Origin of the sequence: Acidovorax soli, assembly GCF_014207955.1 — a bacterium.
GTDB classification, from domain to species: domain Bacteria; phylum Pseudomonadota; class Gammaproteobacteria; order Burkholderiales; family Burkholderiaceae_C; genus Acidovorax; species Acidovorax soli_A.
Genome location: NZ_JACHLK010000013.1, coordinates 1 through 26,840 on the forward strand (window position 1 = coordinate 1; position 26,840 = coordinate 26,840).

The 26,840-nt window shown below is 66.3% G+C and carries 27 protein-coding genes and 1 pseudogene; 14 read left to right on the forward strand and 14 right to left on the reverse strand.

Annotation, left to right across the window (positions count from 1 at the left end; translation table 11 throughout):
* Positions 1-183: pseudogene (locus HNP48_RS35210) on the forward strand (methyl-accepting chemotaxis protein); the annotation flags it as partial.
* Between the two features lie 139 nt (positions 184-322).
* A complete protein-coding gene (locus tag HNP48_RS25675; protein WP_184862518.1) occupies positions 323-2,053 on the forward strand; it encodes a methyl-accepting chemotaxis protein in 1,731 nt (576 codons plus the stop codon).
* A 120-nt stretch (positions 2,054-2,173) separates the two neighbouring features.
* Here HNP48_RS25675 and HNP48_RS25680 read toward each other — a convergent pair whose 3' ends face one another.
* The gene (locus HNP48_RS25680; RefSeq protein WP_184862520.1) at positions 2,174-3,034 is read right to left on the reverse strand and encodes an aldo/keto reductase family oxidoreductase; all 861 of its coding nucleotides are present in this window, start codon (positions 3,032-3,034) and stop codon (positions 2,174-2,176) included.
* A 123-nt stretch (positions 3,035-3,157) separates the two neighbouring features.
* On the opposite strand from HNP48_RS25680, the gene HNP48_RS25685 reads away from it, so the two are divergent.
* Positions 3,158-4,102 carry a LysR family transcriptional regulator gene (locus tag HNP48_RS25685; protein WP_184862522.1) on the forward strand — a complete coding sequence of 315 codons (945 nt, stop codon included), beginning with the start codon at positions 3,158-3,160 and terminating at the stop codon, positions 4,100-4,102.
* Here the strand turns inward: HNP48_RS25685 and HNP48_RS25690 are convergent.
* Positions 4,089-5,366: a GNAT family N-acetyltransferase gene (locus tag HNP48_RS25690; RefSeq protein ID WP_184862524.1), complete on the reverse strand. Its 1,278-nt coding sequence runs from the start codon at positions 5,364-5,366 to the stop codon at positions 4,089-4,091. The two genes, HNP48_RS25685 and HNP48_RS25690, sit on opposite strands and share 14 nt — an antisense overlap.
* A gap of 65 nt (positions 5,367-5,431) precedes the next feature.
* Between HNP48_RS25690 and HNP48_RS25695 the strand changes: the two genes are divergently transcribed.
* Together HNP48_RS25695 and HNP48_RS25700 are read left to right on the forward strand one after the other, a co-directional pair.
* The gene (locus tag HNP48_RS25695; protein ID WP_184862526.1) at positions 5,432-7,096 is read left to right on the forward strand and encodes an NAD+ synthase; all 1,665 of its coding nucleotides are present in this window, start codon (positions 5,432-5,434) and stop codon (positions 7,094-7,096) included.
* Between the two features lie 263 nt (positions 7,097-7,359).
* Positions 7,360-7,698, forward strand: a complete 339-nt coding sequence (locus tag HNP48_RS25700) for a P-II family nitrogen regulator (protein ID WP_124514797.1) — start codon at positions 7,360-7,362, stop codon at positions 7,696-7,698.
* Between the two features lie 69 nt (positions 7,699-7,767).
* Here the strand turns inward: HNP48_RS25700 and HNP48_RS25705 are convergent, their stop codons facing one another.
* The 6 genes from HNP48_RS25705 to HNP48_RS25730 all read right to left on the reverse strand — a co-directional run bounded on the left by HNP48_RS25705 (position 7,768) and on the right by HNP48_RS25730 (position 11,391).
* Positions 7,768-8,367 carry a TIGR00730 family Rossman fold protein gene (locus HNP48_RS25705; RefSeq protein WP_184862528.1) on the reverse strand — a complete coding sequence of 200 codons (600 nt, stop codon included), beginning with the start codon at positions 8,365-8,367 and terminating at the stop codon, positions 7,768-7,770.
* Positions 8,360-8,764 (reverse strand): diacylglycerol kinase, encoded by a 405-nt coding sequence (locus HNP48_RS25710; RefSeq protein WP_184862530.1) that lies wholly within the window; start codon positions 8,762-8,764, stop codon positions 8,360-8,362. The genes HNP48_RS25705 and HNP48_RS25710 overlap by 8 nt, the downstream gene beginning before the upstream one ends.
* Before the next feature lie 88 nt (positions 8,765-8,852).
* Entirely contained in the window at positions 8,853-9,398 is a 546-nt protein-coding gene (locus tag HNP48_RS25715; protein ID WP_260420390.1) for an RDD family protein, read from the reverse strand.
* Between the two features lie 45 nt (positions 9,399-9,443).
* Positions 9,444-10,349, reverse strand: a complete 906-nt coding sequence (locus HNP48_RS25720; RefSeq protein ID WP_184862532.1) for a DUF3106 domain-containing protein — start codon at positions 10,347-10,349, stop codon at positions 9,444-9,446.
* A 20-nt stretch (positions 10,350-10,369) separates the two neighbouring features.
* Positions 10,370-10,825 (reverse strand): DUF3619 family protein, encoded by a 456-nt coding sequence (locus HNP48_RS25725; RefSeq protein WP_184862534.1) that lies wholly within the window; start codon positions 10,823-10,825, stop codon positions 10,370-10,372.
* On the reverse strand, positions 10,822-11,391 hold the full coding sequence (locus HNP48_RS25730) for an RNA polymerase sigma factor (RefSeq protein WP_184862536.1): 570 nt from the start codon (positions 11,389-11,391) through the stop codon (positions 10,822-10,824). Before HNP48_RS25730 ends, HNP48_RS25725 begins: the two co-directional genes overlap by 4 nt.
* Before the next feature lie 313 nt (positions 11,392-11,704).
* Between HNP48_RS25730 and HNP48_RS25735 the strand changes: the two genes are divergently transcribed.
* The 6 genes from HNP48_RS25735 (at position 11,705) to pbpG (ending at position 19,303) form a co-directional block, all read left to right on the forward strand.
* On the forward strand, positions 11,705-13,495 hold the full coding sequence (locus tag HNP48_RS25735) for an acetolactate synthase 3 catalytic subunit (protein ID WP_184862538.1): 1,791 nt from the start codon (positions 11,705-11,707) through the stop codon (positions 13,493-13,495).
* 166 nt (positions 13,496-13,661) lie between these two features.
* Entirely contained in the window at positions 13,662-14,153 is a 492-nt protein-coding gene (gene ilvN / locus HNP48_RS25740; protein ID WP_184862540.1) for an acetolactate synthase small subunit, read from the forward strand.
* A 63-nt stretch (positions 14,154-14,216) separates the two neighbouring features.
* A complete protein-coding gene (ilvC, locus tag HNP48_RS25745; protein ID WP_184862542.1) occupies positions 14,217-15,233 on the forward strand; it encodes a ketol-acid reductoisomerase in 1,017 nt (338 codons plus the stop codon).
* A gap of 296 nt (positions 15,234-15,529) precedes the next feature.
* Positions 15,530-16,363, forward strand: a complete 834-nt coding sequence (pssA, locus tag HNP48_RS25750; protein WP_184862544.1) for a CDP-diacylglycerol--serine O-phosphatidyltransferase — start codon at positions 15,530-15,532, stop codon at positions 16,361-16,363.
* A 209-nt stretch (positions 16,364-16,572) separates the two neighbouring features.
* Entirely contained in the window at positions 16,573-18,111 is a 1,539-nt protein-coding gene (locus tag HNP48_RS25755) for a 2-isopropylmalate synthase (RefSeq protein WP_184862546.1), read from the forward strand.
* 115 nt (positions 18,112-18,226) lie between these two features.
* A complete protein-coding gene (gene pbpG / locus HNP48_RS25760) occupies positions 18,227-19,303 on the forward strand; it encodes a D-alanyl-D-alanine endopeptidase (protein ID WP_184862548.1) in 1,077 nt (358 codons plus the stop codon).
* 126 nt (positions 19,304-19,429) lie between these two features.
* On the opposite strand, the gene HNP48_RS25765 is transcribed toward pbpG, so the two are convergent.
* The 3 genes from HNP48_RS25765 to aat all read right to left on the reverse strand — a co-directional run bounded on the left by HNP48_RS25765 (position 19,430) and on the right by aat (position 21,909).
* Positions 19,430-20,281: an IclR family transcriptional regulator gene (locus tag HNP48_RS25765; RefSeq protein WP_184862550.1), complete on the reverse strand. Its 852-nt coding sequence runs from the start codon at positions 20,279-20,281 to the stop codon at positions 19,430-19,432.
* A 105-nt stretch (positions 20,282-20,386) separates the two neighbouring features.
* Complete coding sequence (locus HNP48_RS25770) at positions 20,387-21,151, reverse strand: arginyltransferase (RefSeq protein WP_184862553.1); 765 nt, start codon at positions 21,149-21,151, stop codon at positions 20,387-20,389.
* Positions 21,148-21,909 carry a leucyl/phenylalanyl-tRNA--protein transferase gene (gene aat, locus HNP48_RS25775; RefSeq protein ID WP_184862554.1) on the reverse strand — a complete coding sequence of 254 codons (762 nt, stop codon included), beginning with the start codon at positions 21,907-21,909 and terminating at the stop codon, positions 21,148-21,150. Before aat ends, HNP48_RS25770 begins: the two co-directional genes overlap by 4 nt.
* 161 nt (positions 21,910-22,070) lie before the next feature.
* Between aat and HNP48_RS25780 the strand changes: the two genes are divergently transcribed.
* Positions 22,071-22,892, forward strand: a complete 822-nt coding sequence (locus tag HNP48_RS25780) for a hypothetical protein (protein ID WP_184862556.1) — start codon at positions 22,071-22,073, stop codon at positions 22,890-22,892.
* 7 nt (positions 22,893-22,899) lie between these two features.
* On the opposite strand, the gene HNP48_RS25785 is transcribed toward HNP48_RS25780, so the two are convergent.
* Both HNP48_RS25785 and HNP48_RS35480 read right to left on the reverse strand, forming a co-directional pair.
* Positions 22,900-23,571, reverse strand: a complete 672-nt coding sequence (locus HNP48_RS25785) for a lysozyme inhibitor LprI family protein (RefSeq protein WP_184862558.1) — start codon at positions 23,569-23,571, stop codon at positions 22,900-22,902.
* A 105-nt stretch (positions 23,572-23,676) separates the two neighbouring features.
* Positions 23,677-24,627: a hypothetical protein gene (locus HNP48_RS35480; protein ID WP_184862560.1), complete on the reverse strand. Its 951-nt coding sequence runs from the start codon at positions 24,625-24,627 to the stop codon at positions 23,677-23,679.
* Positions 24,628-24,893: 266 nt separating this feature from the next.
* Here HNP48_RS35480 and HNP48_RS25795 point away from each other — a divergent pair, with 266 nt between their 5' ends.
* Together HNP48_RS25795 and HNP48_RS25800 are read left to right on the forward strand one after the other, a co-directional pair.
* Positions 24,894-25,487, forward strand: coding sequence for a molybdopterin-dependent oxidoreductase (locus HNP48_RS25795; RefSeq protein ID WP_409362583.1), 594 nt, complete (start codon positions 24,894-24,896; stop codon positions 25,485-25,487).
* 90 nt (positions 25,488-25,577) lie between these two features.
* Positions 25,578-26,000 (forward strand): SRPBCC family protein, encoded by a 423-nt coding sequence (locus HNP48_RS25800; protein WP_221480352.1) that lies wholly within the window; start codon positions 25,578-25,580, stop codon positions 25,998-26,000.
* Here HNP48_RS25800 and HNP48_RS25805 read toward each other — a convergent pair.
* On the reverse strand, positions 25,992-26,792 hold the full coding sequence (locus HNP48_RS25805; protein ID WP_184862566.1) for a TetR/AcrR family transcriptional regulator: 801 nt from the start codon (positions 26,790-26,792) through the stop codon (positions 25,992-25,994). The two genes, HNP48_RS25800 and HNP48_RS25805, sit on opposite strands and share 9 nt — an antisense overlap.
* Between the last annotated feature and the right edge of the window lie 48 nt (positions 26,793-26,840).

Below are 26,840 nucleotides of genomic sequence, written 5' to 3' on the forward strand. Positions count from 1 at the left end.
GCCCCGGCGGTGCGCAAGCCGGTGGCCATGGCGGCGCCAGCGGCGCGGGCGGCGGTGAAGGCGCCTGTGGCCAGCCGGCTGGCAGCACCCAAGGCTCCAGTGAAGGCGGCGGCACCGGCCGCGGCACCCAGCCCGGCGCCCAAGGCGGCTGGAGGCGGGGATGATGAATGGGAAAGCTTCTGATTCGTGCTTGTGAATGCAGGCGGGCCATGCAGCGGCCCCCTGCGCCCACACCACCGAACGAAACCTGAGAGGGCATCGCGGGCATTGGCTTGAATCTTGCAGAACTGTGTTTACAGTTCGTTACTTCGGGAGACAGGCCATGAATCGATTCAAGATTTCTACCCGCCTGGCGGGGCTTCTCGGTGTGTTGTGCTGCCTTGTCCTGCTGGTCGGTGGGGCAGGTCTGTTTGGAATGGGGCAGTCCAACGCCGGGCTCAAATCGGTGTACGACGACCGGGTGGTGCCCCTCAAGCAGATCAAGATCGTGGCCGACATGTACGCGGTCAACGTGGTCGACGCGGCGCACAAGGTGCGCGACGGCGGCATGACTGCTGCGCAGGGCCTGCAGTCGGTGGCCGATGCCCGCAAGGCCATCGACACCAACTGGAGCGCCTACCTGGCCACCAAGCTGGCGCCCGAGGAAAAGACGCTGGTGGACCGCTTCAAGCCCCTGCAGGCCAAGGCGGATGCCGCGACCGAAACCCTGGTGGGCCTGTTCCGCGGGGGCGATGCCAGCGCGCTGACCACTTTTGCCGCCAAGGACCTGTACCCGGCCATGGACCCGCTGCAGGAAGTGCTGGGCCAGCTCATGCAGGTGCAGCTCGACCAGGCCAAGATGGAGTACGACCGCGCCGCGGCCAGCTACCAGACCATCTGGGCCGTGACCGTGGCGGCCGTGGTGCTGGGCGTGCTGCTGGCCGTGCTGGTGGGCGGCTCGATGATCCGCCAGATCTCGCGTTCGCTGGGCAACGCGGTGGACATCACCGATGCTGTGTCGCGTGGCGACCTCACCGTGCCCATCCAGGCGCAGGGGCGCGACGAGATCGCCTACCTGCTCACCGGCCTGACCGCCATGCGCGACAACCTGGCCCAGGTCGTGTCGGGCGTGCGCGGCAATGCGCAGGGCGTGGCGTCGGCCAGCGCCGAGATCGCCTCAGGCAACCACGACCTGTCCATCCGCACGGAAGAGCAGGCCAGCGCACTGCAGCAGACGGCAGCGTCCATGGAGGAGCTGAGTTCCACCGTGCGGCAGAACGCCGACAACGCGCGCCAGGCCAACCAACTGGCGATGAGCGCCTCCACCGTGGCCGTGCAGGGCGGCGACGTGGTGTCCGAAGTGGTCGAGACCATGAAGGGCATCAACGACAGCAGCAAGAAGATTTCCGACATCATCGGTGTCATCGACGGCATCGCCTTCCAGACCAACATCCTGGCGCTCAACGCGGCGGTGGAGGCGGCCCGCGCGGGCGAGCAAGGCCGCGGCTTTGCCGTGGTGGCCAGCGAGGTGCGCAGCCTGGCCGGCCGCAGCGCGGATGCGGCCAAGGAGATCAAGAGCCTGATCCATGCAAGCGTCGAGCGCGTGGAGCAGGGCACGACCCTGGTGGACAAAGCAGGCGCGACCATGACCGAGGTGGTGGCCTCGATCCGCCGCGTGACCGACATCATGGGCGAGATCAGCGCCGCCAGCACCGAGCAGAGCCAGGGCGTCTCCCAGGTGGGGGATGCCGTCACGCAGATGGACCAGGTCACGCAGCAGAATGCCGCCCTGGTCGAAGAAATGGCCGCCGCAGCCGGCAGCCTGAGCCACCAGGCCCAGGCCCTGGTCGGGGCCGTGGAGGTGTTCAAGCTGTCGGCCGACGCACCGCCCGTTCAGGCCGCGGCAGCGCCCCGTCCCGCCCCTGCGAAGCCGGTGGCTTCACCGGCCACCCGTCCGCCGGTGGCCAGCGCGGCGCCACGCAAGCTCACGGCACCGGTGTCCGCCAAGGCGCCGGCTGCTGCACCGCGGGCGGCAGCGACGACGGCGTCCGATGATGAATGGGAGAGCTTCTGAGCTCTCGAAGCCGCTTCAGCCTGTTGAATGCGCAGTGATGCACCAAAATGGGTCTTTTATGGCCTATTGCCTCAATTTGGTGCTTTTGTGGGTCTTTTTGGTGCGCTGGCCCGCGGTCACTTAGATGGCATCCAGCCGTGCCACGGCATCGGCTGGCAATACCAGCCGGGCCGATGCCATGTTCTGCTGCAGGTGCGTGACCGACGAGGTGCCCGGGATCAACAGGATATTGGGTGAGCGCTGCAGCAGCCAGGCCAGCGCCACTTGCATGGGCGTGGCGTCCAGCTGAACGGCCACGGCCGACAGGGCGTCCGACTGCAATGGCGTGAAGCCGCCCAGCGGGAAGAAGGGCACATAGGCCGTGCCTTCGGCTGCCAGTTGTGCGAGCAAGGCCTCGTCCTCGCGGTGGGCCAGGTTGTACAGGTTCTGCACGCAGACGATGGGGGTGATCCGGCGCCCGTCCTGCACCTGGCGCGCCGTCACATTGCTCAGCCCGATGTGGCGGACGAGGCCCTGGCGCTGCAGCTCGGCCAGCGCCGTCAGCGGCTCTTCCAGCGAGCCTTCGGCCGGGCCGTGCACGCTGAACATGGCGCGCAGGTTCACCACGTCCAGCACATCGAGGCCCAGGTGGCGCAGGTTGTCGTGCACGGCCTGCGTGAGTTCCGCCTTCGAGAAGGCGGGCAGCCACGAGGCATCGTCGCCGCGCCGAGCGCCCACCTTGGTCACGAGGGTCAGGCCATCGCGGTAGGGGTGCAGCGCCTCCTTGATGATCTGGTTGGTCACGTGCGGGCCGTAGAAGTCGCTGGTGTCGATGTGGTCCACACCGCTTTCCACCGCGGCACGCAACACGGCCACGGCGGCGGCGCGGTCCTTGGGCGGGCCGAACACGCCAGGGCCGGCCAGCTGCATGGCGCCGTAGCCCAGGCGCTTCACGGTGCGTTGGCCGAGCGCATAGGTGCCGGCCTGGTCGATGGCTGTCATGGAAATCTCCTTGCAATGAATGGATCGATGGGTCCACTGTAGGCAGGCATGGCGTGTACGATAAGCCGGGTGAATGTGCACGGGTTGTGCTGAATTCAGAACAATCACGCGGAGGTATGCACCATGGCCGAGCAGTTGGGTGATCTGGCCGCCTTCCTGGCCGTTGCGCGCAGCGGTGGCTTTCGCGAAGCCGCGCGCGGCAGTGGCGGCACCAGCAGCGCCTCGGGCCTGAGCGAGGCCGTGCGCCGGCTCGAAGCGCGCCTGGGTGTGCGCCTGCTGCACCGCACCACGCGCAGCGTTGCGCCCACCGAGGCCGGGGCGCGCCTGCTCGAGCGGCTAGGGCCCGCACTGGGCGAGGTCGAGGCCGCGCTCGATGTGGTCAACGGCTTTCGCGACCGGCCGGCCGGCACCCTGCGCCTGAACGTGCCCGCCAGCGCCGCGCGCCTGGTGCTGCCCGCCATCGTGCCGCCCTTCCTTGCGGCCTATCCCGAGATCCGGCTCGACGTGGTGGTCGAGGAGAGCTTCGTCGATATCCTGGCCGAGGGCTGCGATGCTGGCATCCGCTACGACGAACGGCTGGAGCAGGACATGATCGCCATCCCCATCGGCCCGCGCTGGCAGCGCATGGCCACGGCCGCGTCACCCGCCTACCTGGCCGCGCGCGGCCGTCCAGCGCACCCGCGCGACCTGATGCAGCACGCCTGCCTGCGCGGCCGCTTCGCCAGCGGTTCCATGGCCAGTTGGGAATTCGAGCGCGCCGGCGAGGTGGTGGTCGTGGACCCGTCCGGCCCTTTGATCGTGCGCATCGCGGGTGGGGTGGACCTGGCGGTGGAGGTGGCACGCGCGGGCTGCGGCATCATCCACATGTTCGAAGGCTGGCTGCAGCCCCACATCGACAGCGGGGCGCTGGTGCCCGTGCTGGAAGACTGGGCGCGGCCTTTCACCGGGCCGTTTCTCTACTATCCCGGCCGGCGTTACCTGCCAGCGCCGCTGAGAGCGTTTGTGGATTTTGTGCGGGAGCAGTCTGCCGTCGCTGGAATGGATGGGGCAGGCACTACCCCTGCCTGAACGGACTGCGCCCCTGCAGTTCCTCCAGATAGCCTTCCACCCCCTGGCCTTCGCGCTCCAGAAAGCGCTCCACCGCCTCGGCAAACGCCGGGTGGGCGATCCAGTGGGCGCTGGTGGCCTGCACGGGCAGCAGGGCGCGGGCCATCTTGTGCTCGCCCTGGGCGCCGCCCTCGAAGCGCGCCGCGCCGTGGGCGATGCACCACTGCAGCGGCTGGTAGTAGCAGGCCTCGAAATGCAGGCAGTCCACGCGCTCCAGTGCGCCCCAATAGCGGCCGTAAGCCACCAGGCCATCGTCACCATGGTCGCCCAGTGCGATCAGGCTGCTGGCAATGGAGTGGCCGTCTTTTTCGGCGATGAACAGCAGCCAGGCCTCGGGCAGGGTGGCGGCCATGCGCGTGAAGAAGTCGCGCGTGAGGTAGGGCGGGTTGCCGTGCTCGAGGTAGGTGCGCTCGTAGCAGCGGTAGAAGAAATCCCAGTCTGCCGTGCTGATGTCCGCGCCGCGCGACCAGCGGAAGGTGACGCCGGCCTCGGCCACGCGGCGGCGCTCCTGGCGGATTTTCTTGCGCTTGTCCTGGGCCAGGCTGGCGAGGAAATCGTCGAAGTTCGTGTAGCGGGCCGGAGCGTCCTCGGCGGTGGCTGAAGGAGGTGCCGAGCCGGCGCCGGGCCGCCCCAAGGCGGCGAGAGCCCCCTCGGGGGGCAGCGAAGACACGCCAGTGCCGAGCGTGGGGGCCACGTTCTTCCAATGGAATTGAACCGTGTGGCGCAGCATCAGGCCTTCATCGACACTGGTCTTCACATCGTCGCTGCTGGCAAACAGCACATGCACGGACGAGACACCCTGGCTTTCGCACCACTGGCAGACGGCTTGCACCAGCAGGGTGCGGGCCTCTTCATCGCGCGCCAGCAGCCGGGTGCCGGGCACGGGCGTGAAGGGCACGGCGATGGTGGCCTTGGGGTAGTAGGGCACGCCATGCTGCTCGTAGGCGTTGGCCCAGGCCCAGTCGAAGACGTACTCGCCGTACGAATGGCTCTTGAGGTACAGCGGGCAGGCGGCGATCAGTGCATCGCCCTCCCACAGCGTCATGAAGCGGGGTGTCCAGCCGCGCTTGGGCGTGGCGCTGCCGCTCTCGTGCAGGGCCGCGAGGTATTCATGGCGCAGAAAGGGCGTGGGGTGGCTTTGCAAAGCCAGCAGGCTGTTCCAGGCATTGGCGTCCACCTCCTGCGGAGAGGCCAGCACGCGGGCGATAATGTCCGATTCAGCCATGTATGCCCTGTGGGCCTGCATCGGCGGTTGTCTTCAACCCGGCCTTGGTGGCCTCTTCCAGTTCCATGACGCTCTCCATTTGCACAGCGCAGCTCAATTTCGTGGTGGGCGACATGCCCGGCAATGCGCAGAAGATCATTGCCGCAGCGCGCGAGGCCCATGCCCGGGGAGCGCAGTTGCTGCTCACGCCCGAGCTGGCGGTGTGCGGCTATGCGGCGGAGGACCTGTTCCTTCGCCCGGCCTTCATCGCCGCCTGCGATGATGCCGTGAAAACCGTGGCCCGTGAGACTGCGGGGTTGAAAGGCCTGGCCATCGTGATCGGGCATCCACAGGCCGTGCGCGCCGATGCCCCGGCCTTCAGCGCCTGCTTCAATGCCGCCAGCGTGCTGCGCGACGGCGTGGTCGAGCAGACCTACGCCAAGCGCGAGCTGCCCAACTACCAGGTGTTCGACGAGCGCCGCTACTTCGTGGCCGGGCAGGCGCCCTGTGTGTTTGAGGTGGCCGGTGTGCGCGTGGGCGTGCTGGTCTGCGAAGACGCCTGGTTTGCCGGCCCTGCGCGCGACGCGGCAGCGGCCGGCGCGCAGCTGCTGGCGGTGATCAATGCCTCGCCCTTCCACCTGGGCAAGAGCGCCGAGCGCGAGGACACCATGCGCGAGCGCGTCAAGGAAACGGGTCTGCCCCTGGTCTACGCCCACCTGGTGGGCGGGCAGGACGAGGTGGTGTTCGAAGGCCGTTCCTTCGCCCTGGGCGCCGATGGCGCTGTGACGGCGCGCGCCCCGGGCTTTGAGGAGGTGCTGTTCAACGTGCAGGTGGAGTCCGGCAACGGCGCTGCCCCGCTGGTGCTTAAGGGCGACATCGCCCCGCTGCGCAGCGCCGAGGCCGACCTGTGGGACACCCTGGTGCTGGGCGTGCGCGACTATGTGGGCAAGAACCGCTTTCCCGGCGTGCTGCTGGGCCTGTCGGGCGGCATCGACTCGGCCCTGGTGCTGGCGATTGCCGTCGATGCGCTGGGCGCGGACAAGGTGCGCGCGGTGATGATGCCTTCGCCGTACACCGCCGACATCAGCTGGATCGACGCGCGCGACATGGCGGCCCGCCTGGGCGTGCGCTACGACGAGATTTCCATCCAACCCCAGTTCGAGGCCTTCAAGGCCGCGCTGGCCAGCGACTTCGCGGGCCTGGCCGAGGACACGACCGAAGAGAACCTGCAGGCGCGCATCCGCGGCACCTTGCTCATGGCCCTGTCCAACAAGTTCGGCTCCATCGTGCTGACCACGGGCAACAAGAGCGAAATGTCGACGGGCTACTGCACGCTGTACGGCGACATGGCCGGCGGCTTCGCCGTCATCAAGGACGTGGCCAAGACCACCGTGTTCGCGCTGTGCCGCTGGCGCAATGAAAACGACCCCTATGGCACGGGCGCCAGCCCCATCCCCGAGCGCATCATCACCCGCCCGCCGAGTGCCGAGCTGCGCCCCGACCAGAAGGACCAGGACAGCCTGCCGCCCTACGACGTGCTGGACGCCATCGTCGCGCGCTACATGGAGAACGACGAGCCCATCGAATCCATCATCGCCGCCGGCTTCGCGCGCGCCGATGTGGAGCGCGTGACCCGGCTCATCAAGATCAACGAGTACAAGCGCCAGCAGGCGCCCGTGGGGATTCGCGTCACACGCCGCAGCTTCGGCAAGGATTGGCGTTACCCTATCACCAACAGTTTCAGAGCTTGAGCATGACCATCCCCCTGAGGCGCTTCGCGCCTTCCCCCTTCTCTCGAATTGCTGTGCAATTCGGGAAGGGGGACGCTGCCAGCGCACGCAAGCGAAGCGCTGCATACGCAGCTTGGCGGCCCTTGCGCGGCAGCCCTGGCCTTGGCTGCGGGAGTTCTACCAGTGGCGATCTTGTTTGAGTGCTGAGAGAAATTGATACCGTATCGCGGGCGCAGGCCAGCATCTAGTTTTTTTACTTTTCCCTATCCCCCAGGAGAGCCACCATGAAAATGATCACCGCCGTCATCAAGCCTTTCAAGCTCGAAGAAGTCCGCGAAGCCCTGGCCGAGTGCGGCGTGACCGGCCTGACCGTGACCGAAGTCAAGGGCTTCGGCCGCCAGAAAGGCCATACCGAGCTCTACCGTGGCGCCGAGTACGTGGTGGACTTCCTTCCCAAGGTGAAGGTCGAGGTCGTCGTCAAGTCCGAGGACGTGGACCGCTGTGTGGACGCCATCGTCAACGTGGCGCGCACCGGCAAGATCGGCGATGGCAAGATCTTCGTGACCGCCGTGGAGCGCGTGGTGCGCATCCGCACCGGCGATCTGGACGACGCTGCGGTTTGATGCCGCTTTTCCGGGCTGTGCGCCGCCCGGAAAAGCGGCTGGCCGCGCACAAGGCGCGGCCACATGCGCTCAGATCACCGAGCGCAGTGGAATCTGGCTCGCATTGTGGCCGGCTTGCTCTACCAGTGTCTGGAGCAGGGTGGGGGTGTCGGTGCCGGCGTGCAGCAGGCCCATCTGCCATTCGCCCATGAAGCCGCTGGCCACGCTGTGGTTCAGGAAGGCCAGCAGGCCGTCGTAGTAGCCGGCCACGTTGAGCAGGCCCAGGGGCTTGTCGTGGTAGCCCAGCTGGCGCCAGGTCCAGACCTCGAACAGTTCCTCAAAGGTGCCGATGCCGCCGGGCAGGGCGATGAAGGCGTCGCTGCGCTCGGCCATCATGGCCTTGCGTTCGTGCATGGTCTGCACGATGTGCAGTTCGTCGCAGGCCCGGTTGGCCAGTTCCTTGTCCACCAGGGCCTGGGGGATGATGCCCACCACGCGCCCGCCGGCCCGGCGTGTGGCTTCGGCCACCGTGCCCATGAGGCCGCTGCGCCCGCCGCCGTAGACCAGTTGCCCGCCGTGCGCGCCGATCCACTCGCCCACGGCCGTGGCGGCCTGGGTGTAGGCGGCGTCTTCACCGGGGCGCGAGCCACAGTAGACACAGATGGAGAAAGCCGGTGCGTTATCAGCCATGCGCGATCCTCTGGAAAATGGCGCCCCCCCAGATGCCGATGCACAGCAGCAGGGCCAGCAGCACGGCGGCACTGCCCATGTCCTTGGCGCGCTTGGACAGGTCGTGCCACTCGGGGCCGATGCGGTCGATGGCGGTCTCGATGCCGGTGTTGAGCAGCTCGACAATCATCACGATCACCACCGAGCCGGCCAGCAGCGCCACCTCCACCCAGCTCTTGCCCAGCCACAGCGAGGCGGGCAGCAGCACGATGGCGGCGATGGCTTCCTGGCGGAAGGCCTTTTCGCCCCAGCCGGCGCGCAGGCCTTCCAGCGAATAGCCGGCCGCGTGCCAGATGCGGTTGAGCCCCGTGCGGGCCTTCTGGGGATTGGCGGGGGCGGTGGGCTGGGGGGTGGACATAGGGGAGCAAAAACCGCGATTGTCGCGCAGGGTTGTGACGCCGGGCTTAAGACTGGTGAGGCCGTTCCTGCCCGGGGTGTTGGTTGGGTTACTTCTTGCGGTGCTCGAAATGCACCAGCCGCGTGCCGGCCAGCGCATCGTGCCAGAACTGCTGCGCCGGATGGAAGCGCGCAAGGATGGCCCAGACGGCGACCCAGCCGACGACGATGACCAGGGTCTCGCCGCCCGAGAGCCCGAACGGTGCCACGGCGGCCAGCGGCGGCAGGAACCACAGCCAGCTGAGCACATAGCGCAGCAGGGCGCGCGGCTGGCTGATGGGGTGGCCTGCGCGGTCCACCACGCGGATGTTCCAGGTCTTCATGGCCAGGGTCTGGCCCTTGGCCCAGAACCAGGTGAAGTAGATCCCGAACACCACGAACAGGAAGGCCTGCAGCGCATGCCGGTGGTCCAGCGCGTGGCGCTGCTGGCTCAGGCTGCCGAACAGGTAGCCGGCGATGAACACCACGCCGAACATCAGCATGCCCTCGTACAGCCAGCAGGCCATGCGGCGCATGAGGCTGGGGGTGGCGGCGGGCAACGTGTCTGGCGGGGGCGTCTCTGCGGGCGGTGTGCTGGAGGTGGATGGTGCAGACATTCCGGGCGGCAGGATCAGAGGACGGGCGCAGCGCAGGCCGCGCCGTCAGTTGTTGGGGTACAGGCCGGAATTGTCGGCGCTGGGCGGGGCGGCTGGGGCGGCCGGATCGCTGCCTTCGGGCGCCAGGGGAGGCAGGGCCGAGGGGACCGCGCTGGGCACGGTCACGGGCGCGGTTTCCACCACTGTGGGGGCGGCAGGCCCCGGGGCGGGGGCGCCGGATGCCGGCGTCGCTGGGACGGGAACCGGCATGGCCACGCGGGGCGTGTGCTCGGTCACCGGGGGAATCTTGGGCGCATTGGGCCGCAGCGGGTTGGCCTGGGTGGCGGCCGGCACCTGCACCAGCTTGCGTGGCGACACAGGCCGCAAGGCGGTGGCGGCACCCTGGGGTTTGGGCGGGGCGGTGGCGGCCAGCAACTGGCGTTCTTCCTCCGTCAGGGCCTGGTAGGCCTCCCACTGGGCGAGCTTGTTGTCGCCGGCCAGGCGGTTGGTGCTGGCGTAGTTCAGGCGCGCCTGGCTGCGCTGCTGGGCGCTCAGGCTGGCCCATTCGGTCATGCGGCTGTGCAGCTTGGCCTGTTCCTCCTCGGGCAGCTCCGGAAAGTTCACCGCCAGCGCCAGCCAGCGGCGTTTTTGTACCTCGCTGATCTGCGCCCAGCGCTCGGCCAGGGGGTACAGCGCCAGCTTTTGCCGGGTGTTCAGGGTTTCCCAGCCCGGGCCGGCGGCCACTTCGGCCAGGCCTTCGGAGGGCAAGGCGGTGGCGGCGCTGGCGGGGGGGCGCAGGGCGGTGGCAGCCGTCGGCGTGGGGCGCGTGGCGGCGGAGGGCAGCAGGGTGGCGGGCGCCATGCCCACCTGTTGCACGACCGTCACGGCCGTGGCGGTCAGCGCGCCCAGAAGCACCAAAGCCAGCACGATGGCTGGCAATGGTGGGGAGGCGTCGGGAATTCCGTTATGCATGCATCAGGCAGTGTGCCAAATCAGTGATTCTGCGCTGCCGTCTTGAGGAACTGGACAAATCCCGGGTCGGAGTAGGCTTCTGGAGGCAACTCGTCGGTCAGCAGGGCGGCATCGACCTCGGCGATCTCGTTGGCGCCGAACTCGTCCTGCACCGTGCTGATGAAGAACAGGCCCACCACCAGGGCGATCAGCGGCACGGCCGACACCAGGGCGTTCCACCAGGTGTTGCCTTCGCCGCCGCCGGCGCCCAGGCTGGCCGAAGAGCCGCCGGCCAGCACCACCGGGGCACTGGCCCGGGCTGGGGCGCGCACCGGGGCCAGCACCTTGCGGCGGGCCAGGGCCTGCATGCGCGAGGCGCGCAGGCGCTCGGAGATGTCATAGGGCAGATCCTGCGAGCCGTCCGTCAGCCTGGCCGATACGCGGCGGGCAAAACGCTCTGCTGCAGCTTCCTGGGAGGGGGTAGGGGCGGTGTTCACAGTTCGATTCCTTTGGCTTTCAGTGCCTTGCTCAGGGTTTGTATGGCACGAAAACAGTGCGTTTTCACACTGCCTTCCGAACAACCCATCGCGGCTGCCGTTTCTGATACATCCATTTCTTCCCAGTAACGCATGAGGAAGGCTTCCCGTTGACGTGCTGGCAATTCTTCTATTTCTGCCTCGATGCTCCGAAAAATCTGGGCCCGGCGGGTCAGGTCTTCGGCACTCTCGGCCTTGTCCCCATCGTCGGGGCCGGAGTACGCCTCCAGCAAATCAAAATCCATGCCATCTTCGCCCGGGCCTTCGAAGTCGCTCATGCTCGAAAACAGTGCATTGCGCGTCTTCTGGCGCCGAAACCAGTCCAAAGTGCTGTTCGACAGGATGCGCTGGAACAGCATGGGCAGCTCGGAGGCGGGCTTGTCCCCATAGTGTTCGGCCAGCTTGAGCATGCTGTCCTGCACGATGTCCAGGGCCGCTTCCTCATTGCGGACATGGTAGAGCGAGCGCTTGTAGGCGCGCTTTTCTACACTTTTGAGGAAATCGGAGAGTTCTTGTTCGGTTGCCAAGACGGGTCAGCCCGGGATGGGACGCTATTGGTGCACGCCAGTGCGGCGCTCCAACAACAGGTGCCAAAGCCCTCCACAGAGGGCCGGAACCATCGATTATCGCATCCCTGCGTGTTTTTTTAGGCATGGTGTGCATTTGCGCGTGTTGCAGTGCGATAATCGGGCCTGCAATTCAAAAGGCAAACGGGTCACGGTCCGGCGGGCAATCATCCCGCTCATGTCCTTGGCCTCAAGTTCCACGCTGGCTTCACAAGAGCCCAGGCAAGGAGCACCCAAGGTTTTTCGTCAGAGAAATTCACAAAGGTTGATCATCATGGAAATCTCCAAGGCCGAGATCACTTCGGCAGCCGCTGCTGCGCAGGGCAACACCCACTCTTCCCCCTCCCAGGACCTCATGGGTTCCGAGATCCTGGTCAAGTCGCTCCAGGCCGAGAACGTCCAGTACATCTGGGGCTACCCCGGCGGCGCCGTTCTGTACATCTACGACGCGCTGTACAAGCAAGAGACCATCCAGCACGTGCTGGTGCGCCACGAGCAGGCGGCCGTGCACGCCGCCGACGGCTATGCCCGCGCCACCGGTGAAGTCGGTGTGGCCCTGGTCACCTCGGGCCCCGGCCTGACCAATGCGGTCACCGGCATCGCCACGGCGTACATGGACTCCATCCCCATGGTGATCATCTCCGGCCAGGTGCCCACGCCCGCGATCGGGCTGGACGCCTTCCAGGAATGCGACACCGTGGGCATCACGCGCCCCATCGTCAAGCACAACTTCCTGGTCAAGGACCCGCGCGACCTGGCCGCCACGCTCAAGAAGGCCTTCCACATCGCCCGCACCGGCCGCCCCGGCCCCGTGGTGGTGGACATTCCGAAGGACGTGTCCTTCAAGAAGGCCGCCTACACCGGCTACCCCCAGAGCGTGGAAATGCGCTCGTACAACCCCGTGCGCAAGGGCCACAGCGGCCAGATCCGCAAGGCCCTGCAACTGCTGCTGGCCGCCAAGCGCCCCTATATCTACACCGGCGGCGGCGTGCTGCTGGGCAATGCCACCAACGAGCTGCGCACCCTGGTGGACATGCTGGGCTACCCGGTCACCAACACGCTGATGGGCCTGGGTGCCTACCCTGCATCCGACCGCAAGTTCCTGGGCATGCTGGGCATGCACGGCACCATCGAAGCCAACAACGCCATGCAGAACTGCGACGTGCTGCTGGCCGTGGGCGCGCGCTTTGACGACCGCGTGATCGGCAACCCCAAGCACTTCGCGCAGAACGACCGCAAGATCATCCACGTGGACATCGACCCGTCGAGCATCTCCAAGCGCGTGAAGGTCGACATCCCGATCGTCGGCGACGTGAAGGACGTGCTCACCGAGCTGATCTCCATGATCCGCGAGAGCAGCACCCGCCCCGACGCCGGTGCCCTGGCCGCCTGGTGGGACACCATCGAAGGCTGGCGCAAGCGCGACTGCCTGAAGTACGACATGGGCGGCCCCGACGTCATCAAGCCCCAGTACGTGGTGGAGACGCTGTGGAACATGACCAAGGACGCTGACACCTACATCACGTCCGACGTGGGCCAGCACCAGATGTGGGCAGCCCAGTACTACCGCTTCGATGAGCCGCGCCGCTGGATCAACTCCGGCGGCCTGGGCACCATGGGCGTGGGCATCCCCTACGCCATGGGCATCAAGCTGGCCAAGCCGCAATCCGAAGTGTTCTGCATCACCGGCGAAGGCTCGGTGCAGATGAACATCCAGGAGCTGTCGACCTGCCTGCAGTACAACACGCCGATCAAGATCTGCTCGCTGAACAACCGCTACCTGGGCATGGTGCGCCAGTGGCAGGAGATCGAGTATTCGGGCCGCTACAGCCACAGCTACATGGATGCGCTGCCCAACTTCGTGAAGCTGGCCGAGGCCTATGGCCACGTGGGCATGCTGATCGAGCACCCCAAGGACGTGGAGCCTGCGCTGCGCGAAGCACGCAAGCTCAAGGACCGCACGGTGTTCATGGACTTCCGTACCGACCCCACCGAGAACGTGTTCCCGATGGTGCAGGCCGGCAAGGGCATCACCGAAATGCTGCTGGGCTCCGAGGACCTGTAAACACAGACCATCGGCTCCCGCTGCGGCCTGCAGCCACCGTGCACCGGTTGCTGCAGGCCAATCCACCGCTATCAGCCTGATAGCACCCTTTTGACGAATCTATTGCCTGCCGAGCCTGCGCATTACCGTGCGCAGGGGAGGGCAGCGAAAAGAGGAATCTCTCATCATGAAGCACATCATTGCCGTTTTGCTGGAGAACGAAGCCGGCGCGCTGTCGCGCGTCGTGGGCCTGTTCTCTGCCCGTGGCTACAACATCGAGTCGCTCACCGTGGCGCCCACCGAGGATCCATCGCTCTCGCGCATGACGATCCAGACCACGGGCTCCGACGATGTGATCGAGCAGATCACCAAGCACCTGAACCGCCTCATCGAGGTGGTCAAGGTCGTCGACCTCACCGAAGGTGCCTACACCGAGCGCGAGCTCATGATGGTGAAGGTGCGCGCCGTGGGCAAGGAGCGCGAGGAGATGAAGCGCATGGCCGACATCTTCCGCGGCCGCATCATCGACGTGACCGAGAAGAGCTACACCATCGAGCTCACCGGCGACCAATCCAAGAACGACGCCTTCCTGCAGGCCATCGACCGCACGGCCATCCTGGAAACCGTGCGCACTGGTGCCAGTGGCATCGGCCGCGGCGAGCGAATTCTCCGGGTGTAAGACAATCCACCCCGTTTTCTCGAATTTCAACCCCCAAACAACGCATTTCAACCGGAGCGACCCATGAAAGTTTTCTACGACAAAGACTGTGACCTGAGCCTGATCAAGGGCAAGACCGTTGCCATCATCGGCTACGGCTCGCAGGGCCACGCCCATGCACAGAACCTGAACGACAGCGGCGTGAAGGTCGTGGTCGGCCTGCGCAAGGGCGGCGCCTCGTGGGACAAGGTCGGCAAGGCCGGCCTGAACGTGCTGGAAGTGAACGACGCAGTCAAGGCTGCCGACGTGGTCATGATCCTGCTGCCCGACGAGCAGATCGCCGAGGTCTACAACAACAACGTGGCCCCCAACATCAAGCAAGGCGCTTCGCTGGCCTTCGCCCACGGCTTCAACGTGCACTACAACCAGGTCGTGCCCCGCGCCGATCTGGATGTGTGGATGGTCGCCCCCAAGGCCCCTGGCCACACCGTGCGCAGCACCTACGCCCAAGGCGGCGGCGTGCCCCACCTGGTGGCCGTGCACCAGGACAAGTCCGGCAAGGCCCGTGACCTGGCCCTGTCCTACGCCATGGCCAACGGTGGCGGCAAGGCCGGCATCATCGAGACCAACTTCAAGGAAGAAACCGAGACCGACCTGTTCGGCGAGCAGGCCGTGCTGTGCGGCGGTGCCGTCGAGCTGATCAAGATGGGTTACGAAACCCTGGTCGAAGCCGGCTACGCCCCTGAAATGGCCTACTTCGAATGCCTGCACGAGCTCAAGCTCATCGTGGACCTGATCTACGAAGGCGGCATCGCCAACATGAACTACTCGATCTCGAACAACGCCGAGTTCGGCGAGTACGTGACCGGTCCTGAAGTGATCAACGAGCAGTCGCGCGCCGCCATGCGCAATGCCCTGAAGCGCATCCAGAACGGCGACTACGCCAAGATGTTCATCCAGGAAGGCCGCCTGAACTATCCGAGCATGACGGCCCGCCGCCGCAACACCGCCGACCACAGCATCGAAGTGGTGGGTGGCAAGCTGCGCGCCATGATGCCCTGGATCGCCAAGAACAAGCTGGTCGACCAGACCCGCAACTGATCGGCGAGCCGTGCGCCTCGCGCGCACGGTCGATCCCCAAAAAGGCCACTTCGGTGGCCTTTTTTCGTTGTGGCGCCAGGCCAGGTGCCCTGAGGCCGGCGGCGCGCGGCGCACCGGTCATGAATTGTTGACAGGCGGCCTTCGTCCGGGGTGCCTGGGTGCAGCTACACTGCGCCTTTGGTCTGGAGCGTGCACGCGCTCCCGGGAGGGGTGCCGCGCGCTGTGCGTGCAGGTGCCAATTACTATAATTTTGATAGCTGTTCACGCCGGCTGGCCTGGCGATGGAGATTTTTTCGATGCATGACGGCAAGGACCTGGCCGACGGCTCCGGTGTGATGGTGCGCAAGCGGCGCAAAGGCATCTACATCCTGCCCAATCTGTTCACGCTGGCGGCGCTGTTCGGGGGCTTCTACGCCGTCGTGATGGCCATGAACGGGCGCTTCGATCAGGCGGCCGTGGGAGTGTTCTGCGCCATGGTGCTCGACAGCCTGGACGGGCGCGTCGCGCGCATGACCAACACGCAGAGCGCTTTCGGCGAGCAGATGGATTCGCTGTCGGACATGGTGTCCTTTGGCGCCGCGCCCGCGCTCATCGCCTATGAGTGGTCGCTCAAGGACCTGGGGCGCTGGGGCTGGATCGCGGCCTTTGTCTACTGCGCTTGCGCGGCCTTGCGCCTGGCGCGCTTCAACGTGAACACCGGCGTGGTGGACAAGCGCTATTTCCAGGGCCTGCCATCGCCCGCTGCCGCCGCGCTGGTGGCCGGCTTCATCTGGCTCATGACCGAACTGGGCGTGCGCCGCGGCGCCGAGGCGTGGATCGGCTGGGACCAGGTCAGCTGGACCATGTTCGCCTTCACGCTGTATGCCGGGCTCACCATGGTGACCAATGTGCCGTTCTACAGCTTCAAGGACATCCAGATGAAGAAGAGCGTGCCCTTTGCCGCCATCGTGCTGATCGCGCTGGGCATCGCCGTCATCAACATCCACCCACCCATCGTGCTGTTCAGCGTGTTCGTGTTCTACGGGCTGAGCGGCTACGCCGTCTACGCCTGGCGCAAGGCCAAGGGGCAACACAGCAGCGTGATCAGCACGTCCACGGACGAACCAGACGAGCGTGGCCTGCACAAGTGAGCGCCTGCTGGCGCTTTGTGCTACATTGCAAGGCATGAACACGTTGTCCATTGCGATCCTACTGCTAGCTCCCCACGGGCCCGGACGGTAGGCGCACGCGCACACGTTTTCCACCAAGGCCCGTATGCACCCGCAGCGGGCCTTTTGCTTTGGGCGCCAGAAATTCCAGCGTTGCGGACCACCCCACCATCAAATACCAGGAGAACCCCATGGCCGACAAACTCATCATTTTCGACACCACCTTGCGCGACGGCGAGCAATCGCCCGGCGCCTCCATGACCCGGGACGAGAAACTGCGCATCGCGCGCCAGCTCGAACGCCTGAAGGTGGACGTGATCGAAGCGGGTTTCGCGGCCAGCTCCAACGGTGACTTCGAGGCCGTGCAGTCCATTGCCAATGCCATCAAGGACTCCACCATCTGCTCGCTCTCGCGCGCCAACGACCGCGACATCTCGCGTGCGGCCGAGGCGCTCAAGGGCGCCAACAGCGCGCGCATCCATACCTTCATCGCCACCTCGGCGCTGCACATGGAAAAGAAGCTGCGCATGACGCCCGAGCAGGTGCTCGAGCAGGCGCGCCAGTCGGTGCGCTTTGCCCGCAACCTCGTGGCCGACATTGAGTTCAGCCCCGAAGACGGCTACCGCAGCGACCCCGACTTTCTGTGCCGCGTGCTCGAAGCGGTGATCGCCGAGGGCGCCACCACCATCAACGTGCCCGACACCGTGGGCTACGCGATCCCCGAGCTGTACGGCAACTTCATCAAGACGCTGCGCGAACGCATTCCCAACAGCGACAAGGCCATCTGGTCCGTGCACTGCCACAACGACCTGGGCATGGCCGTGGCCAACTCGCTGGCCGGCGTGCAGATCGGCGGTGCCCGCCAGATCGAGTGCACCATCAACGGCCTGGGCGAGCGCGCCGGCAACTGCTCGCTCGAAGAAGTCGTGATGGCCATCAAGACGCGCCGCGACTACTTCAACCTCGACCTCAACATCGACGCCAAGCACATCGTGGCCGCCAGCCGCATGGTCAGCCAGACCACCGGCTTCGTCGTGCAGCCCAACAAGGCCGTGGTGGGCGCCAACGCCTTCGCGCACGCCAGCGGCATCCACCAGGACGGTGTGCTCAAGGCGCGCGACACCTACGAGATCATGCGCGCCGAAGACGTGGGCTGGACGGCCAACAAGATCGTGCTGGGCAAGCTCAGCGGCCGCAACGCCTTCAAGCAGCGCCTGCAGGAACTGGGCGTGAGCCTGGACAGCGAGACCGAGATCAACGCCGCCTTCACCCGCTTCAAGGAGCTGGCCGACCGCAAGGCCGAGATCTTCGACGAAGACATCCTGGCCCTGGTCAGCGACGAGAGCGTGACCGCAGAGAAGGAGCAGTACGGCTTTGTCTCGCTGTACCAGCAGAGCGAGACCGGCGAGCAGCCCCGTGCGCGCATCGTGTTCACCGTGGACGGGCACGAAGTGCGCGGCGAATCGGTGGGCAACGGCCCGGTGGATGCATCCCTGAAGGCCATCGAGGCCCACGTCAAGAGCGGCGCCGAGATGGTGTTGTATTCCGTCAACGCCATCAGCGGCTCCACCGAGAGCCAGGGCGAGGTCACCGTGCGCCTGCAGAACAGCGGCCGCGTGGTCAACGGAACGGGCGCGGACCCCGATATCGTGGTCGCGTCAGCCAAGGCCTACCTCAGCGCGTTGAACAAATTACAAAGTAAAGCTGACCGAGTGGCAGCACAGGGTTAAGCGTTGAATTTATAATTCATTCACTTTCTTGGAAAGTCGCGCAAGGTCTTGATCTTGCGCGACTTTTTTTGATTCTGTACACTGGCCCACACTTCTTACCCTTTGGAGCACTTTGATGCACCATGGCCGCACCGCATTGAACCGTCTTTTCAAAGTTTTGGGCTTTGTCGTTGTGAGTGCGGCGCTTGCGTCGCCCATGGCACATGCCAACGAGCGCAAGAAGGCGCCCGCCAAGAAGCAGGTGGCATCGGCCACCGCCAAGAAGTCCGTCGGCCCGCGCAAGGCCGCCGTGGCTGCCAAGCCGGTGCGCGTCAGCGCCAAGACCTCCAAGGCTGCGACCCGCGTGGCCTTCGTGCCCGCCAAGCCGTCCTTCGGCCAGCTGGCAGGCCTGCACGAAGTCAATGACCCGCTGGACCTCAAGTCCAGCGTGGCCCTGGTGATCGACCAGGACACCCATGAAGTGCTGCTGAGCAAGAACGACCACGCCGTTCTGCCCATCGCCTCGCTCACCAAGCTCATGACCGGGATGATCATCTCCCAGGCCAAGCTGCCCATGGACGAGCAGCTCACCATCACCCAGGACGATGTGGACACCGAAAAGGGCAGCCGCTCGCGCCTGACCGTGGGCTCCACGCTCACGCGCGGTGAAATGCTGCACCTGGCCCTGATGTCCAGCGAAAACCGCGCTGCCCACGCCCTGGGCCGCACCTACCCGGGTGGCCTGGACGTCTTCGTCGCGCAGATGAACGCCAAGGCCCGCCTGCTGGGCATGACCGACACCAAGTACGTCGAGCCCACGGGTCTGTCCAGCCGCAACCAGAGCAGTGCCCGCGACCTGGCCACCCTGGTCAACGTCGCCCATGGCGACCCGGTGCTGCGCGAGCTCTCCACCTCGCCCGGCTACGAGCTGGCCCTGGGCGCGCGCACGCTGCAGTTCAACAACACCAACGGCCTGGTGAAGAACCCCACCTGGGACATCGGCCTGCAAAAGACCGGCTACATCTCCGAAGCCGGGCGCTGCCTGGTGATGCAGGCCCAGGTGGCCGGCCGCAAGCTCATCATGGTGTTCCTGGATTCCGCCGGCAAGTTCAGCCGCCTGGGCGATGCCGAGCGCGTGCGCCACTGGGTCGAGTCCATGCCTGCCGCCATCAGCCCTGTGAAGACGGTGGTGCACAGCAACTCCAACGGCTGATCCCCGCGGGCCCTGGCATCCCGCTCCCGGGGTGCAAGCCCAGGGCATGAAAAAACCCCGGTGGCGCAGGCTCCCGGGGTTTGTCGTTTTCAGCAGGGGGTCATGGCCCCTGCGCTCACTCGCTCACTATTCGACCGGCGTGTGCAGGCTCTCGCTGCTGTGCAGGGACGCGGAGGAGGACAGCGGCGACATGGGCGCCTTGGCCGGCACATAGCCCAGTGCCAGCGAGATCTCCTGCGCCGTGGCCTGCAGCTTGGCCATCCAGCCCTCGTCCAGCCGGTCGGCCGGGGCCGAGATGGACAGGCCGGCCACCAGCTTGGCCTGGTCGTCGTACACGCCTGCGGCCATGCAGCGCACGCCCAGCTCCAGCTCCTCGTTGTCGCGCGCCGTACCGTACTGGCGCGCCTTGGCCAGCTCGCGCTCCAGCACGGGCAACTGGGTGATGCTGTTGCGCGTGTGGCCGGCCAGCCCGGTACGGGTGGCGTAGGCGCGCACGCGCTGGGGGTCGTCCACGGCCAGGAAGAGCTTGCCGGTGGAGGTCAGGTGCAGCGGCGCGCGGCCACCGATGGCGCGCACCACCTGCATGCCCGAGCGCTCGCTGTAGGCGCGCTCCACGTACACGATCTCGTCGCCCTGGCGCATGCTCAGGTTCACCGGCTGCTGGATCAGCTTGTGCAGGTTGCGCATGGGGGCCAGCGCCGCGTCGCGCACGCTCAGGCGGGCCTTGACCAGGTTGCCCAGCTCCAGCAGGCGCATGCCCAGCCGGTAGCTGCCCGACTCGGGCCGGTCCACGAAGCGGCCGATGGTCAGGTCGTTGAGGATGCGGTGCGTGGTGGACGGGTGCAACCCCGTCTTCTCGCTGATCTCCTTGAGCGAGATGGCGTCCTCGCGCGAGGCGAGCACGTCGATCAGCGTGAACATGCGCTCCAGCACCTGAACGCTGGGCTTGATCGGGATACCAGGGTCGATTTTTTTCATGGGCGGCGGGAATGGCGTGGAGTAAGGGATATCCACAACATCCTCTGATCACCGCATCTTACCTTGTGAAATGCAACGGCACCATCGGGTGCCTTGGAGCCCCTGTCAGGCGCTGGCACCTGGGAGACGCTGCTCCACCCGCCGCCATTCGTTGCCCTGGCGGATCTCGTGGGGCAGAAAACGCGCCTTGTAGTTCATCTTGGGGCTGGCTTCGATCCAGTAGCCCAGGTAGACATAGGGCAGGCCCATGGAGCGCGCCTGCTCGATCTGCCAGACCACGTTGTAGGTGCCATAGCTGGCGCGTGCCTCGGGCTCGTAGAAGGTGTAGACGGCCGACAGGCCGTCGTTGAGCACGTCGAGGATGGACACCATCTTGAGCACCCCGGGCTCGCCGGTGGCCTCGTCCACCTCGCGGAACTCCACCAGCCGCGAGTTCACGCGGCTTTGCAGCAGGAACTGCGTGTACTGGTCGATGCTGTCCTGGTCCATGCCGCCGCCCGCGTGGCGTCCGTTCTGGTAGCGCAGGTAGAGCTGGTAGTGCTCGGGCATGAAGCACAGCCGCAACACGCGCGCCTGCAGCTGGCCGTGCTGCGCGGCGGCGCGGCGCTGGCTGCGGTCGGGTCGGAACTCCTGCGCGCGCACGCGAAGCGGGGTGCAGGCCTGGCAGCCATCGCAATAGGGGCGGTAGGTGAACATGCCACTGCGCCGGAACCCGGTGGCCACCAAGCCCGAGTAGACATCGCTCTGGATCAGGTGGCTGGGCGTGGCGACCTGCGAACGCGCCTGCCGGTCCGGCAGGTAGCTGCACGGGTAGGGCGCTGTCGCATAGAACTGCAGGGTCTGCAGCGGCAGGTCGTTGAGTTGCGTCATGCCAGGGGTGTGGAATGAGGAGCCAGCAGTTGGTTCCAGTATACGGGCTCGAAACGCCAAGCGCCGCCCGCAAGGCCTTGTGCCACGCCGATCTGGCGCAGGAACTCGCTGCGCGGGATCTCGCGCGCCCCCAGCGAGGCCAGGTGGCGCGTGTTCTGCTGGCAGTCGATCAGCGCCACGCCGTGCACGCGGCAGATGGCCACCAGCGCCGCCAGCGCGATCTTGGAGGCATCGGTCGCATGCGCAAACATCGACTCGCCAAACACCGCGCGGCCCAGCGCCACGCAGTACAGCCCGCCCACCAGCCGCCCATCGACCCAGGTCTCCACGCTGTGGGCCGAGCCCGCCGCGTGCAGCGCCTCATAGGCCTGCACCATGTCCGGCACGATCCAGGTGCCCGCCTGGCCCTCGCGCGGGGTGGATGAGCAGGCCCGTATCACCTGGCCGAAGGCGCTGTCCACACGCACTTCGCAGCGGTCGCCGGCGGCCGCGAACTTCTGCAGCGTCTTGCGCAGCGAGCGGTGCAGCCGGAACTCGGCCACCGGCAACACCATGCGCGGGTCGGGCGCCCACCACAGGATGGGCTGGCCCTCGCTGAACCAGGGAAAGGTACCCTGCCCGTAGGCGGCACGCAGGTGCTTCACATCCAGCGCGCCCCCGGCGGCCAGCAGGCCCGGCGCTGGATCGTTGGGGCCCCAGGCGCTCTCCGGGCTGGGGAAGGGGTCATGGGGTTCCAGCCAGGGGAGTTGGGCGGGCATGGGCTTGGGATGCTGAGAGGTACCGGTGGATGGACTGATTGTGCGACAAGGCGTGCTGCGCGTCAGTGCATGGTTCCATGGCTTGCCTCGGTACAATTTTGAACGGATGGCCAAGGCGGTGTCCCCGCCGGCCATTTTTTCAGTCAACCGTAGGGAAACGAATGAACAAGAAGTGGTGGCTGCTCGCAGCCATGGCCTTGCCCTTGTATGTGGCGGCACAGCCCGCCCTGGTGTTGATCGAGGCCTGCAATGCGGTTCCTGACGCCGCCAAGCGCATGGAGTGCCTGAAGGCAGCGATGGGAGCGGCTGCGACCCCGGAGACTGACAAGCGTCAGGTGCACGTGGACGTGCTCAAGCGTGCCTTCGGCGGCATGCAGGCAGGTCTGGACATAGGTACTTCCTACAACAACTACCAGATTGCGGTCCTTGATCTGGCGAAGGCAGTGGCGGCTTTTCGACAGGATGCAGGCGAGTTTGCGGCACCGGCAATGGCACAGCTCAATGTATCCCTTGAGGCCTACCGGGATGCGGGCGTATTCTGGGAGCGGTCTATAGGCTTCTATGCCCAGCGCGACAATTCCCTTGCCTACGCGGGCGGCCTGCCCGTCGGGCTGAACAATATGGAATGGCTGGTCCGCAAGTACGGGCTGCCCACTGTCAGGTCGGACGTGCTCGGTTTCCACTCCGGCCTGCATGTGCAGAACACGCGCGCAACCATCTGGGCCTATGCCAGCGCCAGATACAGCGAAGCACTCAGGGCCCTGGCCCCTCTGCCTGTGCAGGCAGCTCCTGCGGTTGTCGATCCTGATGCACCGGTCAAGACCGCAGCGGCGGAAGCTGCCAAGGCTGCAGGCTGCACCTCGGAGCCCTTCCTGGCCCCCACATTCAATACACCTGCAATGAAGGAGTTCGCAGTGCGCTGTACCAGCGGAAAGGTGATGCTGATCAAGTGCGAATCCGGCGTCTGCAAGGCTCCCGATTGAGTTTTGCTCACTTGCGCCGGTAGTCGCCCATGAAGGTCACATGCATGCCGCCGCAGCCATTGTCTTCCTTCACCGCCAAGCCGCCGCGCTGCAGGGCCAGCGTGGCCGTGCAGCCGTCGCTGTCGTAGGCCAGCAGCCCGTTGCGCAGGGCGGCCACGCCGCGTATCTCGCCCACGTTCACCTGGCCGTTGGCGGCGTTGGGGCCCAGCCAGACGGCATCGCCCGCCAGGTAGGCCCTGCCGTCCTGCAGGCCGACGATGGCCAGGGTGGCGCTGTCCTTGTCGGGCTTGCCCTGGTGGTAGCGGGTGTACATGCCGTTCCACTGCGCACTGGGCCCGCTGGCGGGCGCAACGCTTTGCAGCAGGGCAATGCGGCCCGTGAACTCCTTGGCCAGGCAGCGCGCCTCCTTGCATTGCGTGACCTCATACGATTTGAGCCACTCGCGCTGCCATTGCACCAACTGCGGCCGGGCCTTGGAGCGCTCGATCGCCTCCTTGAACGCGGTGTTGAGCTGCTCGTCCAGCGCCGAGAGCGGGGCATCCGCGCAGATCAGCTTTTCCATGGGCGATCGGGCCTTGGCGCAGTCGAAGCTGGCGGCATTGGCTGCGCTGAACAGTGGGGCAAGAACCACCAGCGTGGCGGCAGCAAACCAGGGGCGCATCGTTCGGGGCAGGGGCATGGTGGTGCAGGGGAGGGCAGGCGTGCACCCATCATACGAAGCCGTTCGACACAGTGCGATGGCCGCTTTGTACTAGAACAAAATGAAGGGGCTGCGCCAGCAGCATCACAGCAGCCGGTGCCATTGGCTGCCATCATGGATGGCCGCGCCATTGAGCCCGCCCACCAACAAGATGCCGTCGGCGGTGGACAGGTTGCCGCCGCAGGCCGTGGCCAGGGCTGGGATGTCGTCATTGCCCAGCGTGCCATCCTTGCCCAGGGTCCACAGGCCGTATTCCGACGTGCACCACAGCCGGTCCTGGTACCAGACGATGTCTTTGAACGCCACGCTCATGCGGTCTTCGTGGATGACCTGCCACTCATCCTCGCGGCCGCGCAGCAGCCCGCCGGACTGCAGACCCACATACACGTACCCGTCGCCAGCGCAGCACAGGCTTTCCATGGCCATCTGGGTGGGCACCCGGCACGGGTGCCACTGCTGGCCGTCAAAGCGCCAGAGGTCGCCTTCACCGCCTGCGGCATAGAGGTCATTGGCGCCGAAACCGGCGATGGCCTCGAAGCCGAAGCGGCTGGCTTTCTTGGGGTTGGGCGGGTCGGGCAGGTTGTGGCGGATGGAGACCCATTCCTGGGCGCCATTGAGGTAGCACACGTGGCGCCAACCTCCGCATACGTACAGCCGGCCATCAATGGTGGCGGCGCACTCGGGGCCAGTGAAAAGGGGGCCGTCCGGTGAGTTGTCTATGTCAGGCCACATGTCGTCGCCTGCGTCACCATGGACTGCCACGCTGCCGAGGCGGCCCAGCATCACGGAGGTCTTGCCCAGGTTGGGGGCGACACCCAGCATGGGCAAAACGAAGCCGGTGTACTTGCTTGCATCCCAGTCACCATGGGCACCGAACCGGACGGTTCCGAGCACGCGATGGCCGTCGTCTTCGCGGACCTGGTTGAACAGGATGAAGCTGCAGTGGTGCCGATCGATCACCGCGCAGTCGTACACCCAGCGCTTGTTGAACGAGCGCTGCAAATAGGATTCCTCGAATTGGTAGATGGTGGCCATCTTCACCATTCTCCCCTGGGCGGGTGGTGTGCACCGCGCATGCTGCAGGGTCTTTCGTGCCAAAAGTCCGGATCCGGTGGCCACCATGCCGGCCCATGAAGCCGTGGCCGCGCGGCCATCGGCATGCCTGGGCCCGCCCACTGGTCGATCCGTGCCAGCGCGGATGGGCGCAGCGACACTGCCAATCGGGACTTGACACCCCGTGGCCCCACAAGCACCCTACGCCCCGTTCCTCAGCACACCACCACAACGGAGAAAAACACATGATCAACAAACGCCACTTCGTCACCACCATCGGCCTGGCCGGCGTGCTGCCCGCCACCAGCGCCATCGCCGCGCCCAATGCCAAGGCCGGCGCCGCGCAGCCCACCCTGCTCACCGTGAGCGGCGCCGTCGGCAAGACCAACCGCGGCGCGCTCGACCCCGTGATCGATCAGATGATGGGCAAGCACAAAATCCAGTTCAGCAAGGCCTTCGCTTTCGATGCGGCTGCGCTGCAGCGCCTGCCTGCGGTGACCATCAAGCCCACGCTGGAATACGACAACAAGGTCCATACCCTGGAAGGCCCGCTGCTGGCTACCGTGCTCGAGGCTGCCGGCGTGGCGCGGGGCAGCAACGTGCAACTGGGCCTGCGTGCCGTGGATGGCTACAACGTCGCCATTAGCCTGGCCGATGCGGCGCAGTACCGCATGATCGTGGCCACGCGCCTGGACGGCCAGCCCATGGCGCTGGGCGGCCTGGGCCCGCAGTGGGCCGTGTACGACGCGGACAACGTCGCCCCCTTCAAGGACAAGCCCGTGCAAGAGCGCTTTGCGCTGTGCCCCTGGGGCCTGTACCACATTGACGTGAAGGTGGCCTGAGCGCTGTAGGACCATGCCGGTGATTGTGCGTGCGGCCCCGGCGTGGGCCTACCATCGCTGCGCAACCGTTCATTGATGGAAGGCAGTCCCGTGGCAACCACCGTTCAAGAAGCCCTCGTCGTCAGCCAGCCCGTGGCCGCGCCCGCGCAGGTGGTCTACGACTTCGCCCGCCAGATGGAAAACCTGCCCCAATGGGCCTCGGGCCTGGCCACGGGCATCGAGCAGTGTGACGGCCAGTGGTTCACCGAGTCGCCCATGGGCAAGGTCCGGGTCGACATGGCGCCGCACAACCCGTTTGGCGTGCTTGACCACGATGTGACCCTGCCCGATGGGACCACCGTGCACAACGCCTTTCGCGTCACGCCGTGCGGGGAGGGTGCCAGCCTGCTGGCCTTTGTGGTGCTGCGCTTTGAGGGAGTGAGCCAGGCCGATTTCGACGCCGACGTGGCCCATGTGCGCAAGGATCTGGCGGCCCTGCGGCAACTGCTGGAGGCGCGGCAGGCATCAGGCTGATTCGTCACCGTTCGCCACGGCCGCCGCGTACACCCGCACCCCTTCGATCAGCCGTGCCAGGCCAAAGGCGAAAGAGCGCGCCGGGTCGGTGGTGCCGCCATACTCGGCACCCGCCTTGGCCCCGATCCTGACGGCCAGCGGAAACACCGCAGGGTCCACCAGCGGCTGCAGCAAACCGGCATGCCGGGCCCACCATTGCGCCTCTGATTCACCCGTCGCCTGCCCCGCGGTGCGCGCGTCGACGGCATTGCGCGCGGCACCGCGCACCAGGTCGGAGAGTGCCGCCACCACCATGTCCCGGTCCAGATCGGCGAGGCCGGCGCCTTCCAGCGCGCCCAGCTCCCGCTCGTACTTGCGGATCGAATGCGGCCCCAGTGAGGCGCGGTAGGCCGACACCTCCAGCATCCAGGGGTGGCGCTGGTAAAGCGCCCAGGCATCGTGGGCCACGCGCTGCAGTTGCGCCTCCCAGCGGCCCTGCGGCAGCTCATGCGGCAGCTCGGCATGCGCCAGCTCCACGATCAGGTCCAGCAGCTCAGGCTTGCCCGGCACATAGCGGTAGAGCGACATGGCGGACACGCCCAGCCGCTCGCCCAGCGCACGCATGGTGAGTGCCTGCAGCCCCTGTGCATCGGCCAGCGCCATGGCCTCGGCGCCGATCAGCGCGGGTGTCAGGCCGGGCTTGCGCCCGGGCCTGGCATCGCGCGGCAAGCCCCACAGCAGCGTGAGCGTAGCCTGCGGATCACCGCGGCCCGTGAATCGTGAGGCATGGGTTTCCTTGGCTTTGGTTGACATGGCGGGGCGGCTTTTTGCAAAATGGCGTACATTGTAAACAAACAAAGG

Excerpts from the sequence above, each read along its gene's own strand:
- HNP48_RS25675 (WP_184862518.1), top strand. The coding sequence starts at position 323 with ATGAATCGATTCAAGATTTCTACCCGCCTGGCGGGGCTTCTCGGTGTG.
- HNP48_RS25680 (WP_184862520.1), bottom strand. The coding sequence starts at position 3,034 with ATGACAGCCATCGACCAGGCCGGCACCTATGCGCTCGGCCAACGCACC.
- HNP48_RS25685 (WP_184862522.1), top strand. The coding sequence starts at position 3,158 with ATGGCCGAGCAGTTGGGTGATCTGGCCGCCTTCCTGGCCGTTGCGCGC.
- HNP48_RS25690 (WP_184862524.1), bottom strand. The coding sequence starts at position 5,366 with ATGGCTGAATCGGACATTATCGCCCGCGTGCTGGCCTCTCCGCAGGAG.
- HNP48_RS25695 (WP_184862526.1), top strand. The coding sequence starts at position 5,432 with ATGACGCTCTCCATTTGCACAGCGCAGCTCAATTTCGTGGTGGGCGAC.
- HNP48_RS25700 (WP_124514797.1), top strand. The coding sequence starts at position 7,360 with ATGAAAATGATCACCGCCGTCATCAAGCCTTTCAAGCTCGAAGAAGTC.
- HNP48_RS25705 (WP_184862528.1), bottom strand. The coding sequence starts at position 8,367 with ATGGCTGATAACGCACCGGCTTTCTCCATCTGTGTCTACTGTGGCTCG.
- HNP48_RS25710 (WP_184862530.1), bottom strand. The coding sequence starts at position 8,764 with ATGTCCACCCCCCAGCCCACCGCCCCCGCCAATCCCCAGAAGGCCCGC.
- HNP48_RS25715 (WP_260420390.1), bottom strand. The coding sequence starts at position 9,398 with ATGTCTGCACCATCCACCTCCAGCACACCGCCCGCAGAGACGCCCCCG.
- HNP48_RS25720 (WP_184862532.1), bottom strand. The coding sequence starts at position 10,349 with ATGCATAACGGAATTCCCGACGCCTCCCCACCATTGCCAGCCATCGTG.
- HNP48_RS25735 (WP_184862538.1), top strand. The coding sequence starts at position 11,705 with ATGGAAATCTCCAAGGCCGAGATCACTTCGGCAGCCGCTGCTGCGCAG.
- ilvN (WP_184862540.1), top strand. The coding sequence starts at position 13,662 with ATGAAGCACATCATTGCCGTTTTGCTGGAGAACGAAGCCGGCGCGCTG.
- ilvC (WP_184862542.1), top strand. The coding sequence starts at position 14,217 with ATGAAAGTTTTCTACGACAAAGACTGTGACCTGAGCCTGATCAAGGGC.
- pssA (WP_184862544.1), top strand. The coding sequence starts at position 15,530 with ATGCATGACGGCAAGGACCTGGCCGACGGCTCCGGTGTGATGGTGCGC.
- HNP48_RS25755 (WP_184862546.1), top strand. The coding sequence starts at position 16,573 with ATGGCCGACAAACTCATCATTTTCGACACCACCTTGCGCGACGGCGAG.
- pbpG (WP_184862548.1), top strand. The coding sequence starts at position 18,227 with ATGCACCATGGCCGCACCGCATTGAACCGTCTTTTCAAAGTTTTGGGC.
- HNP48_RS25765 (WP_184862550.1), bottom strand. The coding sequence starts at position 20,281 with ATGAAAAAAATCGACCCTGGTATCCCGATCAAGCCCAGCGTTCAGGTG.
- HNP48_RS25770 (WP_184862553.1), bottom strand. The coding sequence starts at position 21,151 with ATGACGCAACTCAACGACCTGCCGCTGCAGACCCTGCAGTTCTATGCG.
- aat (WP_184862554.1), bottom strand. The coding sequence starts at position 21,909 with ATGCCCGCCCAACTCCCCTGGCTGGAACCCCATGACCCCTTCCCCAGC.
- HNP48_RS25780 (WP_184862556.1), top strand. The coding sequence starts at position 22,071 with ATGAACAAGAAGTGGTGGCTGCTCGCAGCCATGGCCTTGCCCTTGTAT.
- HNP48_RS25785 (WP_184862558.1), bottom strand. The coding sequence starts at position 23,571 with ATGCCCCTGCCCCGAACGATGCGCCCCTGGTTTGCTGCCGCCACGCTG.
- HNP48_RS35480 (WP_184862560.1), bottom strand. The coding sequence starts at position 24,627 with ATGGCCACCATCTACCAATTCGAGGAATCCTATTTGCAGCGCTCGTTC.
- HNP48_RS25805 (WP_184862566.1), bottom strand. The coding sequence starts at position 26,792 with ATGTCAACCAAAGCCAAGGAAACCCATGCCTCACGATTCACGGGCCGC.